Source organism: Streptomyces sp. ML-6, assembly GCF_030116705.1.
GTDB lineage: Bacteria > Actinomycetota > Actinomycetes > Streptomycetales > Streptomycetaceae > Streptomyces.
On sequence record NZ_JAOTIK010000001.1, the window covers coordinates 6,365,894 to 6,379,754 of the forward strand.

9 protein-coding genes are annotated in these 13,861 nt (G+C 71.4%); 7 read left to right on the forward strand and 2 right to left on the reverse strand.

Going from position 1 to position 13,861, the window contains the following annotated elements:
- Window positions 1-203 precede the first annotated feature (203 nt).
- A complete protein-coding gene (gene dxs / locus OCT49_RS28100) occupies window positions 204-2,129 on the forward strand; it encodes a 1-deoxy-D-xylulose-5-phosphate synthase (RefSeq protein WP_283854583.1) in 1,926 nt (641 codons plus the stop codon).
- 220 nt (window positions 2,130-2,349) lie between these two features.
- Window positions 2,350-3,864 (forward strand): amino acid permease, encoded by a 1,515-nt coding sequence (locus tag OCT49_RS28105; RefSeq protein WP_283854584.1) that lies wholly within the window; start codon window positions 2,350-2,352, stop codon window positions 3,862-3,864.
- Between the two features lie 7 nt (window positions 3,865-3,871).
- Here OCT49_RS28105 and OCT49_RS28110 read toward each other — a convergent pair whose 3' ends face one another.
- Both OCT49_RS28110 and OCT49_RS28115 read right to left on the reverse strand, forming a co-directional pair.
- A complete protein-coding gene (locus tag OCT49_RS28110; RefSeq protein WP_283854585.1) occupies window positions 3,872-4,270 on the reverse strand; it encodes a PIN domain-containing protein in 399 nt (132 codons plus the stop codon).
- 37 nt (window positions 4,271-4,307) lie between these two features.
- Window positions 4,308-5,402: an LCP family protein gene (locus OCT49_RS28115; RefSeq protein ID WP_283854586.1), complete on the reverse strand. Its 1,095-nt coding sequence runs from the start codon at window positions 5,400-5,402 to the stop codon at window positions 4,308-4,310.
- Window positions 5,403-5,583: 181 nt separating this feature from the next.
- Between OCT49_RS28115 and galE the strand changes: the two genes are divergently transcribed.
- From galE to OCT49_RS28140, 5 genes are all read left to right on the forward strand, one after another.
- The gene (galE, locus tag OCT49_RS28120) at window positions 5,584-6,570 is read left to right on the forward strand and encodes a UDP-glucose 4-epimerase GalE (RefSeq protein WP_283854587.1); all 987 of its coding nucleotides are present in this window, start codon (window positions 5,584-5,586) and stop codon (window positions 6,568-6,570) included.
- A gap of 106 nt (window positions 6,571-6,676) precedes the next feature.
- Entirely contained in the window at window positions 6,677-7,786 is a 1,110-nt protein-coding gene (locus OCT49_RS28125) for a PLL family lectin (RefSeq protein ID WP_283854588.1), read from the forward strand.
- A gap of 382 nt (window positions 7,787-8,168) precedes the next feature.
- Complete coding sequence (locus OCT49_RS28130) at window positions 8,169-10,025, forward strand: stealth family protein (protein ID WP_283854589.1); 1,857 nt, start codon at window positions 8,169-8,171, stop codon at window positions 10,023-10,025.
- Window positions 10,022-10,966, forward strand: coding sequence for a hypothetical protein (locus tag OCT49_RS28135; RefSeq protein ID WP_283854590.1), 945 nt, complete (start codon window positions 10,022-10,024; stop codon window positions 10,964-10,966). Before OCT49_RS28130 ends, OCT49_RS28135 begins: the two co-directional genes overlap by 4 nt.
- Window positions 10,967-10,975: 9 nt before the next feature.
- A complete protein-coding gene (locus tag OCT49_RS28140) occupies window positions 10,976-13,849 on the forward strand; it encodes a stealth family protein (protein WP_283854591.1) in 2,874 nt (957 codons plus the stop codon).
- Window positions 13,850-13,861 lie beyond the last annotated feature (12 nt).

Genomic DNA, 13,861 nt, shown 5'->3' on the forward strand with positions numbered 1-13,861 from the left:
GTCCCCGCACGGACGCCGGGCACAGCCGTGTCCCCGCCCCGGCGGTGCGGGATGTGACCGACAGGACACGGTCATGTGCACGGGGCGCGACCACGTGTACGGAATACGTCCCGAACACACCGCCCGATGACCCCGCGCGCGACCGGAACATTAGACTCGTCGGATCGGCATGCTCGACCAGCTCAAAACGCAAGGAGGCACGGGTGGCCCTGCTGACCCGCATCGGTGGACCGCGTGACCTGGACCGGCTCACACCCGAGCAGCTGGACCGGCTCGCCGGGGAGATCCGGACCTTCCTCGTCGAGGCCGTGTCGAAGACCGGTGGCCACCTCGGCCCCAACCTGGGCGTGGTCGAGCTGACCATCGCCCTGCACCGGGTCTTCGACTCGCCGAAGGACAAGGTGCTGTTCGACACCGGCCACCAGAGCTACGTGCACAAGCTGCTCACCGGCCGGCAGGACTTCTCGAAGCTCAAGAGCAAGGGCGGCCTCTCCGGCTACCCCTCCCGCGCGGAGTCCGAGCACGACGTCATCGAGAATTCGCACGCCTCCACGGTGCTCGGCTGGGCCGACGGCCTCGCCAAGGCCAACGAGGTGCTGGGCAAGGACGACCACGTCGTCGCGGTCATCGGTGACGGAGCTCTCACCGGCGGCATGGCCTGGGAAGCGCTGAACAACATCGCCGCCGCCAAGGACCGCCCGCTCGTCATCGTCGTCAACGACAACGAGCGCTCCTACGCGCCGACCATCGGCGGTCTCGCCAACCACCTCGCCACGCTGCGCACCACCGACGGCTACGAGCGCTTCCTGGCCCGCGGCAAGGACATCCTGGAGCGCACCCCCGTCGTCGGCCGGCCGCTGTACGAGACGCTGCACGGCGCCAAGAAGGGGCTGAAGGACTTCATCGCCCCGCAGGGCATGTTCGAGGACCTCGGCCTGAAGTACGTCGGACCGATCGACGGCCACGACATCGAGGCCCTGGAGTCGGCGCTCCAGCGCGCCAAGCGCTTCGGCGGCCCCGTCATCGTGCACTGCATCACGGAGAAGGGCCGCGGCTACACCCCGGCCCTCCAGGACGAGGCGGACCGCTTCCACGCCGTCGGCAAGATCCACCCGGACACCGGGCTGCCCATCGCCACCTCCGGCCTGGACTGGACCTCGGTCTTCGGCGAGGAGATGGTCAAGCTCGGCAAGGAGCGCGAGGACATCGTCGCGATCACCGCGGCCATGCTCCAGCCGGTCGGCCTGGCCGGGTTCGAGAAGGAGTTCCCGGACCGGATCTACGACGTCGGCATCGCCGAGCAGCACGGCGCGGTCTCCGCGGCCGGGCTCGCCACCGGCGGACTGCACCCGGTCTTCGCGGTGTACGCCACCTTCCTCAACCGTGCCTTCGACCAGGTCCTGATGGACGTCGCACTGCACAAGTGCGGTGTGACCTTCGTCCTGGACCGGGCCGGGATCACCGGCACGGACGGCGCCTCGCACAACGGCATGTGGGACATGTCGATCCTGCAGTGCGTGCCCACGCTGCGGATCGCCGCCCCGCGCGACGCCGACCAGGTCCGCGCCCAGCTGCGCGAGGCCGTCGAGGTCGACGACGCCCCGACCGTGGTCCGCTTCTCCAAGGGCGCGGTCGGCCCGGCGGTCAAGGCCGTCGGGAAGGCCGGCGGCATGGACGTGCTGCGCGAGCCCGGCACCGACCGGCCGGACGTCCTGCTGGTCTCGGTCGGCGCGCTGGCCCCGATGTGCCTGGAGATCGCGGACCTGCTGGAGGCCCAGGGCATTTCGACGACCGTGGTCGACCCGCGCTGGGTCAAGCCGGTCGACGAGGCGATGGCCCCGCTCGCCGAGCGGCACCGGGTCGTCGTCACCGTCGAGGACAACAGCAGGGCCGGCGGTGTCGGCTCGGCCGTCTCCCAGGCGCTGCGCGACGCCGGGGTCGACGTACCGCTGCGCGACTTCGGCATCCCGCCGCGCTTCCTCGACCACGCCTCCCGCAAGGAGGTCCTGGCCGAGATCGGGCTGACCGCGCCGGACATCGCCCGCCAGGTCACCGGCCTGGTCGCCAGGCTGGACGGCCGCTTCGGGGACGCCGACCCCCGCTCCGTGATCGAGCCCGTCCGCGACTGACACCCCGCGGCCGGCAGTTCGCACCACCTGGGCCTCTCGTTCGGATCCGGCCCGATCCGGACGAGAGGCCCTACGGCGAATGGGCCGGGCGGGCCACTCCGCACGAGTGGTCGGCCCGGCCCATTCGCGTGAAATCACCTGCGGTGGAACCCCGTGGAACCCTTCGGGGCCGGGGCGGTCCTGAACATGGCGTACACGACGAGTGCGTGGAGGTACGCCGGTGACGGCCCAGCAGGACACACCACCCAGCAGCGACGGACTGTTCCGGACCAAGACGGTCGAGCAGTCCATCCGCGACACCGAGGAGCCGGAGCACGCGCTCAGGAAGTCCCTCTCCGCCCTGGACCTCACGGTTTTCGGCGTGGGGGTCATCATCGGCACCGGCATCTTCGTGCTCACCGGCAAGGTGGCCAAGGAGACGGCCGGCCCCGCCACCGCCCTCGCCTTCGTGGCCGCGGGCATCGTCTGCGCCCTGGCGGCGCTCTGCTACGCCGAGTTCGCCTCCACCGTGCCGGTCGCCGGGTCCGCGTACACGTTCGCCTACGCCTCCCTCGGCGAGCTGGTCGCCTGGATCATCGGCTGGGACCTGGTGCTGGAGTTCGCGCTGGGCACGGCGGTGGTGGCGGTCGGCTGGTCCGGCTATGTGCGCTCGCTGATGGACAACTTCGGCTGGCACATGCCCGAAGTGCTCTCGGGACCGGACGTGGCGGAAGGTTTCGGCTTCGACATCCTGGCCTTCGCGCTGGTGCTCGTCCTGACCGTGGTGCTGGTGCTCGGGATGAAGCTCTCGGCCCGGGTCACGAGCGTGGTGGTCGCCATCAAGCTCGCGGTGGTCCTGATCGTGATCGTCGCGGGGCTGTTCTTCGTGAAGGCCGCCAACTACTCGCCCTTCATCCCGGAGGCGGAGCCGCAGGAATCGGGCACCGGGCTGACCGCGCCGCTGGTCCAGCTGATGTTCGGTTACGCCCCCACCAACTTCGGCGTCATGGGCATCTTCACCGCCGCCTCCATCGTCTTCTTCGCCTTCATCGGATTCGACGTGGTGGCCACCGCGGCCGAGGAGACGAAGCTCCCGCAGCGGGACATGCCGCGCGGCATCCTCGCCTCGCTCTTCATCTGCACCGTGCTCTACGTCGCCGTGTCCCTGGTGGTCACCGGCATGGAGCACTACAGCGAACTGTCGGTCGAGGCGCCGCTGGCCGACGCCTTCAAGTCCGTCGGCCATCCCGTCTACGCCGGACTCATCAGCTTCGGCGCCGCGATCGGTCTCACCACGGTCTGTCTGATCCTGCTGCTGGGGCAGACCCGGGTGTTCTTCGCGATGAGCCGCGACGGGCTGCTTCCGCGGTTCTTCTCCAAGACGCACCCCAAGTTCGGCACCCCGTACCGCCCGACCGTCCTGCTCGGTGTGGTCATCGCGATCGTCGCCGGTTTCACCAGCATCAACGAGCTGGCGACCCTGGTGAACATCGGCACGCTCTTCGCGTTCGTCGTCGTCGCGCTGGGCGTCCTGGTGCTGCGCCGCACCCGCCCCGATCTGCACCGCGCCTTCCGCACCCCGTGGGTGCCGCTGGTCCCGCTGCTCTCGGTGGCCGCCTCGGTGTGGCTGATGCTCAATCTGCCGGCGGAGACCTGGCTGCGGTTCGCGGTCTGGATGGCCCTCGGCGTGATCATCTACTTCGCGTACGGGCGCGGGCGCAGCCGCCTCAACGCCCGGCCGACCGCCGAGAGGTGACGTGTCGTCAGGGCGTACCGGCGGGCGGGGCCGGCCGTACCGTGCGCGGCCCCACGCACCGGGCCCCGTGTTCCTCGACCCGCCGCCTCAGCTCCCGGTCGGCGGTGACCACCACGCAGACCCGGTCCGCCGCCGCCCCGGCGAGTTCGGCGATCCGGTCGTCGCCGCCGGCCGGCGCCGGGTCCACCAGGACGCCGGGCACCGACGCGACGCCGCGGGCCCGGCCCTCGACGACCAGCACCAGCTCGACGGGGCCGGGGTGTCCCGGCAGCCCCGCCGAGGCCAGCGGGACCAGGGCGTCCCGGAGCCGCTCGGTGGCGGCGCGACGGTCCCGCCACCACCCGTCGGGCACGGAGCCGACCACGTTGGCCGCGTCCACGATCACCAGGGTCCGTTCGCTCGGCATGCCGAAAGGGTGTCACGGGGCCGCGCCCCGCGTCGCGTCAGCCGCCGGTCGCGGGGGACTTCTTGGCGGACTCGGGGATCGCGCCGTCCTCCCGGACGGCCTTCCAGAGCTGGTCGGCCTGCGGCCGGGCCGCCACCACCCGGTTGGGGTCCTGTTTGTCGTACGCCACCGGAAGCATGATCGTCTCCATGGTGTCCGGGTCCACGCCGTTCATCGACCGGGCGAACTCGGCGAGGGACTTCAGCGAGGCGAGCCCCGAGTCGGTGGTCAGCGAGCGGGTGGCCGAACTGGCGATCTTGTACGACTTGGCCGGGCTGCCCAGCAGGTCCTGCGACTTCACCTCGCTCAGCAGCGCGAGCAGGAACTGCTGCTGGAGCCCGATCCGGCCGAGGTCGCTGCCGTCGCCGATGCCGTGCCGGGTGCGGACGTACGCCAGGGACTGGGTACCGTCGAGCTTGTGCCGGCCCGCCGTGAGGTCGAGGCCGGAGGACTTGTCGTGGATGTCCTTCGGGACGTCGATCGTGACGCCGCCGATGGCGTCCACCAGGTCCTTGAACCCGGCGAAGTTGATCTCGAGGTAGTGGTCCATGCGGACCCCGGACATCTTCTCGACGGTCTTGACCACGCAGGCCGGTCCGACCTGCGAGTAGACGGAGTTGAACATCACACGGTCCGCCGAGGGCACCGACGTGCCGTCGGTTTTGGTGCACTCGGGCCGGGTGACCAGGGTGTCGCGCGGTATGGAGACCGCGACGGCCTTCGCCCGGCCCTCGGGTATGTGCACCACCAGCGCGGTGTCCGAGCGGGCGCCGCCGACGTCGCCGCCCCCGCCCAGCTCTTTGTTCTCCGCGCCGGCCCGTGAGTCGGAGCCCAGGACCAGCAGGTTCTGGCCGCTGGTGGGCAGCTTCTCGGGGCGGTCCTCGCCGAGGGCCTTGTCGATGTCGACGCCCTTGATGTTCCCGTCCAGACGGCTGTACAGCCAGTACAGGGTGCCGCCGGCGGCGAGCAGCAGGACGAGCACCGAGACGAGCGCGATCCGCAGGCCGCGGCGGCGTTTGCGGGGGGCGCCCCTGCGCTTCCGGCCGCCGTCCTGGGGGGCCGAGCGGCCCGGGGGCGTGGCGTCGTGGCTCATCGTGGTCGAGTCCTCAAATCTCAGTGCCCGGAGCGGACGGTGAAGTGCGTGGGACTCGGGTGGGGGGTGTGGCCGGTCCGTGCGTGCATGACTGACCGTGCACTATAGAACAGAGGATCGTGCGAATAGGTGTTTTGGTCCCCGGAATCGTGATGTGTGCACCTCGAACTACTATTCGCCCATGACTTGGTTGATCACGGGCGGAGCGGGTTTCATCGGGGCGCACGTCGTCCGCGCCATGCGGGCGGCCGGCGAGCGGGTCGCGGTGTACGACGACCTCTCCACCGGTGACCCCGCGCGCGTGCCCCGGGACGTGCCGTTCGTCCGGGGATCGACGCTCGACGCGGAGCTGCTGCGGCGCACCCTGGCCGAGCTGTCGGTGCGCGGGGTGGTCCACCTCGCGGCGAAGAAGCAGGTGGGGGAGTCCGTCGAGCGCCCGCTGCACTACTACCGGGAGAACGTGCAGGGCCTGCAGACGCTGCTGGAGGCGGCGGCCGGGGGAGAGGTGCGGGCGTTCCTCTTCTCGTCCTCGGCGGCCGTCTACGGCATGCCGGACGTGCGGCTGGTGACGGAGAACACCCCGTGCGCCCCGATCAACCCCTACGGCGAGACGAAGCTGGCCGGCGAGTGGATGGTGCGCGCCGCCGGGAGGGCGCACGGCATCGCCACCGCCTCGCTGCGGTACTTCAACGTTGCCGGCGCCGCCGCCCCGGACCTCGCCGACACCGGTGTGTCCAACCTGGTGCCCATGGTCTTCGAGCGGCTGACGCGGGGGGAGGCCCCGGTGGTCTTCGGCGACGACTACGACACCGACGACGGCACCTGCGTCCGTGACTTCATCCACGTCGACGACATCGCCTCGGCGCACCTCGCCGCGGCCCGCGCGCTGCTCGACCGCGGCCCGGGCACGGACCTGACTCTCAACATCGGCCGCGGCGAGGGCGTCTCGGTGCGCGAGATGATCGGGCTGATCGGCGACGTGACGGGGTACGGGGCCGCCGCCGAGCCGGTGAGCGCCCCGCGCCGGGCGGGCGACCCGGCCAGGGTCGTCGCCTCGGCGGACCGGATCCGCTCCGAGCTGGGCTGGTCCGCCCGGCACGACGCCCGCGCGATGGTCGTCTCGGCGTGGGAGGGATGGTGTCTGAGGAATCCCGGAGCGCGTCGCTGAACCGGGTGCGGCCGGTCCGCAGGGCGGATGGGTGCCGAGCATATGATGTGTCGGCCCCGTGTGGGCGGGATGAAGAACCGGTGAAACGGAGAGGGTGTTGCGGGTCATGCGGAGAAGAGGACCGGACTCCGCGAGCAGCGCCCGCGCCTCCGCCCCGCCGTCCGGGCGCCACCGGGTCTCCGGGACGCCGCGCGGTCGCTGGATGACGCTCGGCAAGGACGGCAGGCTCACGCTCTACACCCGCACGGACGGCGGTCTGCTGCGCTGGACGCAGCGCGGTGCGGGCGGGGACCGGTGGGACGGGCCGGAGTTCATGCCGGTCGCGAACCTGACGGACCTGACCGTCGTGCAGGGGGCCGACGCGTACGTGCACTTCCTCGGGCGGCGCGAGCGCCCTGGTGCCGACGGGCCGCGCGTGGACATCGTGCACGCCGTCCAGTACCAGACCGGTCGTCCCCTCACCGCGTGGCGCTCCCTCGGCAACTTCTACCGCGACCCGGAAACGGGCCGGAGGATCGGTGCGCCGGCCGGGGCCGTCGACGCGCAGGGGACCGTCTTCGTCTTCGTGCGCAACGCGGGCCACGGACTGCAGCTCCGCCGCGAGGGCAAGGGGGGCAGGTGGGAGGCCTGGCGGGATCTCGAAGGGGCCGGGCTCGCCGCCGAACTCGTGGCGTCGGCGACGTCGGGCGGGCTCGTGGAGGTCTTCGCGCCCAGTGACCGCGGGGTGCAGCAGTGGGGCCAGGAGCGTCCGGACGGCCCGTTGCGGAGCCTGCCGCCCCTCCAGTTCCACGCGACGGCGGGAACCGTCACGGCGCTGGAGACGGCGCCGGACCGCCTCACCCACTACTGGGTCGACGCGAACACGGCGGGGGTCGTCGCCCATCGGGCGGGCGCCTGGCCGGTGCCGGTGGGCGGGGAGCCGGGGGACGGTGCCGTCGTGGCGCTGCGCGCCCCGCTGGACGGCTACGACTGCACGGTCCTCGCGCAGCGCGGGGCGGGCGGCACCCTGCTGATCGGGGTCTGCGGCACCGAGGGGGAGCAGCACGGCGTCTGGTGGTCGGACACCGCCGAGCAGTGCGTCGGCGACCCCGCCCTCGCCCTCGACGGGCACGGCCGCGTCGTCGTCGCGGTCTGCGGGCGGGACGGGGGCGTGTCCGTCGTCCGCCAGGAGACGGGGCCCGGGCTCACGCTCTCGCCGCACTGGAACCGGCTGTGACCCGATGAGGAGGCGCCCCGGACGGCTTCCGGGGCGCGGGCGGCACCGGCGTGCGGCAACACCGGTGCGCCACCTGTGCGTTACCGGTGCGTCACCTCGATTCCATGTGACCTTCCCGTGAAGTTGTAAAAGGTTGTACGAGTGTTTGGTGGGATTCCTCACGACCATATGTCGTATATGTCCACCTTTTTGGTTGGACGTTGATCGGTTCTTTATGTGAAAGTTCTGTGACTTGCTCGTCGGTGAGCAGGGCGGACCCCCGGCGGGGCGGTCCGCATGGCGAATGACAGGTTTCGGTCTCATACCGCTCGATGTCCGGGCACGAAGTGGTGTCCGGACGGGATAGGCGCTGGACCGCAGTGGCGTGGGTGGTGGATGCCTCGTGGTCGGTTCCGACAATCCGGAGGCGGGATCGCTGGTCTCGGCCTACCGGTCCGTGGTGCCCGCGGGTGCGCGACGGGGCATCGTCCGCAAGGTGCCGCTGCCGCTGCGTTCCGCCGTCAAGTCCTCGCTCACCTCCGTCGAGGCCGTGCGGTCGGCGACCGTCGTCTGGGCGATGGGCGGCCGCCGCAAGGTGCCCCGGCACAGCGCCGCCGCCACGCACCGGGTGGTCCGGGTCAAGGGCCGGCACATGCGCGCCCTGCTCGTGGACGGCGCCACGGCGTGGGCGGCCCGCGCCCGCAACCTGCACATCCTCGTCTCCGCACTGGAGGCCGGGGGCATCGAGTACTTCTGCGTCCGCGGCACCACGAAGGACGTACCCACGGTCGCGGTGCCCGCCGCGCTGCGCGAAGCGGCGGAGGAGATGCTCCAGATCGCCTTCGAACAGACCCCCGGCTACATCGGCACGGCCACCGCCGCGGAGTCGGACATGCGACCGGGCGAGGACGGCAGGTCCTGGCGCCAGCTGCGCAAGCACGACGCCCTCCGGGTCGCCTGGTACGTCACCGACCCCACGCAGAGCCTCGTCTTCGGCGCCGACCAGGGATGCGACCTGGAGTTCTGGACGGAACGGGACGGCCAGTACGAGGCCCCCCGCCCCAACCGCGTGGTCGACCTGGTCCCCGCCGACACCCCCCGGCCGACCGCCCCGCAGGCCCTGTTCGCCCTGGTGCCCGGCGCCTACGCCACCGGCGTCACCCGCACCCTGCCGGAGTTCACCCAGCCCCTGCCGGACGACCACCTCTTCCCCATCGACGTCGTCTACACCTGGGTCGACGACTCGGATCCGGTATGGGCCGCGGAACGGGACGCCGCCCGCTCCGGGCGCCCCGGCTCGCCCGCCCCGGCCCTGCACGCCCAGGCCGCCAACGACGCCCGGTTCACCAGCCGCGACGAACTGCGCTACTCGCTGCGCTCCCTGCACCAGTACGCGCCCTGGGTGCGCAACATCTACCTGGTCACCGCCGGCCAGGTGCCCGCCTGGCTCGACACCGACGTACCGGGCCTGCAGGTCGTCGACCACCACGAGATCTTCTCCGACCCCACGGCCCTGCCGACCTTCAACTCGCACGCCATCGAGAGCCAGCTGCACCGGATAGACGGGCTGTCCGAGCACTTCCTGTACCTCAACGACGACGTGTTCCTCGGCCGCCCGCTCACCCCCGGACACTTCTTCCACGCCAACGGGCTGAGCAAGTTCTTCCAGTCCAAGGCGCTCGTGCCGACCGGCTCCTCGCTCCGGGACGACCTGCCGGTGAACGCCGCGGGCAAGAACAGCAGGGCCCTGATCGAGCGCTCCTTCGGCACCCGGATCGCGCAGAAGATGAAGCACACCCCGCACGCCCTGCGCCGCAGCGTCCTCGCCGACATCGAGTCGGTGTACGACGAGGAGCACCACCGCACCCAGCACTCGCGCTTCCGCTCACCCGACGACGTACCGATCACCTCGTCCCTGCACCACTACTACGGCTTCCACACCGGCCGCGCGACCGTCGGCAACCTGCGCTACGTCTACGTGGACCTCGCCGCCGAACAGGCCCAGCACCGCCTGAACTCGCTGCTCGCCCGCCGCGACTTCGACACGTTCTGCCTCAACGACACGGTCGTGCACCCCGACCCCGAGGCGCAGGACCGCATGGTCCGGTCGTTCCTGGAGAGCTACTTCCCCGTCCCCAGCCGGTACGAGCTGCCCGACGGGATCACCGGCCCCACCCGGCTCAACGATCGCCGCGTCCTGCCCCTGGGCCTGGACGCGGTTCCCACCCACCACGGTCCCGCCGACGGAGCCCCCCGATGAAACGCCGACGACCTCTGCGCGCCCTGCGCCGCAGGACGCGCCGTCAGACCACCCGCGTCCGATCCGTCCTGCTGCGCCGGTTCTTCCTGCCCCGGCGCAAGGGCCGGGCGGCCGTACTCCGCTACGCCGCCGTGCTCGACGGGCAGACCGTCAACCTGCACGCCCGGATGCCGCACTGGGTCCGGCCGGACGAGGACGCCCGGATCGAGCTGAGGCGCCGGGGCCGCCGGCTCGCCACGGCCGCCAGGGTCTACACCGACCACGACGGAAGCGTCGCGATGGACGCCGCGATCCTCCTCGGGCAGGACGTGAACGGCCTGCCCCTGACCCCCGGCCGCTGGAAGATCCGGCTGCGCCTGTCCCGGGGACTGCGCCGCCGCACGCTGCCCCTGCTCCTCGTGGACCTCCCCGTGCCGTACGGCGGCCCCACGCGGCCCATGGAGGCGTCCGCGGCGACCGGGGCCCGCTACCGGCTGGGCCGCAGCGTCACCGGAAACGCCCGGGTGACGTTCAGCCCGTCCCAGCCCTCGGTGGAGGTCGTACGGGTGCACGTGACCCACAGCCAGGCCGAGGTCGCCTTCCGCGTGGTCGGGGGCGAGGAGCCCGAGGCCCCCCGGGTCGAGTTCGTCGCCTCCGGACGCCGCCTGAAGGCCGAGGCCGCCCGGCTGGACGAGGGGCTGTGGCAGGTGTCCGCACCCCTGCACCTCATGGCGCCGCGCCGCGACCGCGCCGAGCAGTGGGACCTGGTCCTGTGCTCGGACAACCTGCGCGACATGCGCCTGGGACGGCGCCTGCACGACGTCCGCAACCCCGGCCGGGTCTTCGCCGTCCGGCAGACCACCGTGACACCGGTCGGCGGATCCCCCATGCTCGTACTGCCCCGCTACACGCCCGCGGGTAACTTCCGCATCCAGTGCAGCCCGATGACGGAAGCCGCGTAACCGCACACCATGAAGATCACCTTTCTCCTGCTCACCGCGGACGCCGTCGGAGGCACCGAACGAGCGGTGTTCAACCAGGCCGCCGAACTCGTGGGCAACCACGACGTCCGCGTGCTGAGCATCCTCAAGACCCAGCCGCAGCTGTTCTTCCCGATCGACGAGCGCATCCGCGTCGACTACCTGATCGACCGGACCGGCCCCGCCCCCGTCCCGATCCGCCGCACCGGCCTGGCCGCCGAGGCATGGGCCCAGGTGGCCGACCGGCCGAGCGCCCTGGTGGACCCTTCCTGGGAAGCGGCGTTCAACCGGCTGACCGACCTGGAACTGGAGTACGCCCTCCAGCACACCGACACGGACCTGCTGATCACCACCACACCGGCGCTCATGGCCCTGGCGGTCCAGCTGGCGCCCCCGCACGTGATGACGCTCCACCAGGAGCACCGCGTCTCCGAACTGCGCGGCCCCAGCGCCGAACCGCTGCTGCGCTACGCCTCCCGCCTGGACGCGCTCGCCGTGCTCAGCAACCGCACGCGCGACTGGTTCGCCGAGACCCTCGGCCACAGCGCACCGCGCATCGACGTCGTCCCCAACGCCCTGCCGCGCGGATTCCGGCCCCGCTCCACCCTGGAGACCCGCACCGTCGTCATCGCCGGCCGCCTGGTCGGCGAGAAGCAGATCGACCACGCCATCACGATCTGGGACACCGTGGTCCGCCGACACCCCACGTGGACCCTGCGCGTCTTCGGCGACGGACCGCTCTCCGGCGCCCTGCGGCGGCAGATCGACGTGCTCGGCCTGCACGACAGCGTCCAGCTCAACGGCAACTCCCCCCACCTGGCCGAGGAATGGGCCAAGGCCAGCATCGCCCTCATGACCTCCCGCAACGAGGCCTTCCCCCTGGTACTGACCGAGGCCCAGGCCGCCGGCGTGCCCGTGGTCTCCTACGACTGCCCCAACGGCCCGCGCGAGGTCATCCTGGACGGGCGGACCGGCATCCTCGTCCCGGCGAACGACACCGACGCCGCGGCCCGGGCACTCATCCGGCTCATCGAGGACGCCCCCCTGCGCCACGACATGGGCCGCGCGGCCGCCGAGTCGGTCTCCCGGCTCGCCCCGCCCGTGGTGACCGCGATGTGGGAGAACGTCTTCGCCGAGCTGGCAAACGAGCGGGCGTCGGGGCAGCGCGAGGCTCGCAAGGCGGAGCGGCAGGCCCTGCACTCCCTGATGAGCGGCCAGGAGGGAATCCTCCGCCCGGCCGCCCCCGCCCCCGCCACCTCCGTCGACACCAAGGAACAGCGGGCCCTGGAGGAACGGCTGCTCCGCTCCGACCGCGGTCTCGTGCGCGACGGCGGACAACTGTGCCGCCGGCTGGGGAGCGAATCCCCCTGGGACGTGGTCCAGAACAACCTGGCCCTGGTCGCCACGGCCCTGGAGCACGCACAGATCCCGTACTTCGTCACCCGGGACACCAACGTCCGGCACGCGGTCGCCGTCCACACCTCCAACCGGGAGGCCGTGCTCAAGGCGCTCACCGCCGCGCACGGCGGCAGCGCGGTCTACGTGGCGCTGCTCAACGAACGCCAGAGCCCCACCGCCACCGTCCTCGCCGCCTTCGCCGAGAAGTACGCCCGGACCGCCTGCCCGGCCGTGCGCGTCTACCAGAACGCCGTCACACCCGCCCGCACCCTCCGCCTCGCCGGCGTCTACGGCTGCACCATCAACTTCTGGGAGGAGGACGCGGAGGACCCGTACATGATGGTCTCCCCGGTCCGCACCGTGGTGGGCGACCGGGTCCCCACCCGGACCATGCAGATGCACGAGACCGTGCTCGGCGGACGCGCCTACCCCACCATCGAGCCGTACGCCCACCCCGTCCACGGGGACATCGGCTTCCCCGTCGACGCCGTGTACACCTGGGTCAACGGCGGTGACATCTCCTGGCTGGAGCGGAAGAACGCGGTGATGCACGCCCTCGGCATGCAGACCGAGGACTCCGCGAGCAGCGCCGCCCGCTTCCGCAACCGGGACGAGCTGCGCTACTCGCTGCGCTCCATCGACATGTACACCCCGTGGATCCGCACCATCTACCTGGTCACCGACCAACAGGTGCCGGAATGGCTCGATCTGAGCCACCCCCGGGTCAGGGTGGTCGACCACCGGGAGATCTTCGCCGACCCGTCGGTGCTGCCGACGTACAACTCGCACGCCATCGAGAGCCAGCTGCACCGGATAGACGGGCTGTCCGAGCACTTCCTGTACTTCAACGACGACGTGTTCATCGGCCGGGTGCTCCAGCCGGGCATGTTCTTCCACAGCAACGGCGTCGCCAAGCACTTCATGTCCCCGACGACCGTGCCCATGGGACCGGCCACCACCGGCGACGAGTTCAACGTCAGCGCGGCCAAGAACAACCGCGCCCTGATAGCCGACACCTTCGGACAGGTTCTCGCCCACTCGTTCCTGCACGCACCGCACCCGCTGCGGCGCAGCGTCCTCGCGGACATCGAACGCCACTACCCGGACGCGGTCGCGGCGACCGCCGCCAGCCGCTTCCGCAGCCACTCCGACCTCGCGATCGCCTCGTCGCTGCACCACTACTTCGGCTTCCACACCCAGCGCTCGGCCCCGGGCAGCATCAACTGCGGTTTCGTCAACGTGGGACTGAGCGAGCACAAGCAGCGGCTCTCCCGCCTCCAGCTCAACCGCCCGCACGACGTCTTCTGCCTGAACGACTACCACGACGGCGATGTCACCGAGGACGAGCAGGACGCCGTCCTGGCGGCCTTCCTGCCCTCGTACTTCCCGGTGGCCAGCCAGTTCGAGGCGGGTTCCCCGCGCAACCAGCGCTTCCACGCCGGACAACTGCCGCAGTGGCCGCTGTGAGCACCTCCCGCG

Coding starts and splice junctions, on each gene's coding strand:
- OCT49_RS28110 (WP_283854585.1), bottom strand. CDS start 4,270: ATGCCGAGCGAACGGACCCTGGTGATCGTGGACGCGGCCAACGTGGTC.
- OCT49_RS28115 (WP_283854586.1), bottom strand. CDS start 5,402: ATGAGCCACGACGCCACGCCCCCGGGCCGCTCGGCCCCCCAGGACGGC.
- galE (WP_283854587.1), top strand. CDS start 5,584: ATGACTTGGTTGATCACGGGCGGAGCGGGTTTCATCGGGGCGCACGTC.
- OCT49_RS28125 (WP_283854588.1), top strand. CDS start 6,677: ATGCGGAGAAGAGGACCGGACTCCGCGAGCAGCGCCCGCGCCTCCGCC.
- OCT49_RS28135 (WP_283854590.1), top strand. CDS start 10,022: ATGAAACGCCGACGACCTCTGCGCGCCCTGCGCCGCAGGACGCGCCGT.
- OCT49_RS28140 (WP_283854591.1), top strand. CDS start 10,976: ATGAAGATCACCTTTCTCCTGCTCACCGCGGACGCCGTCGGAGGCACC.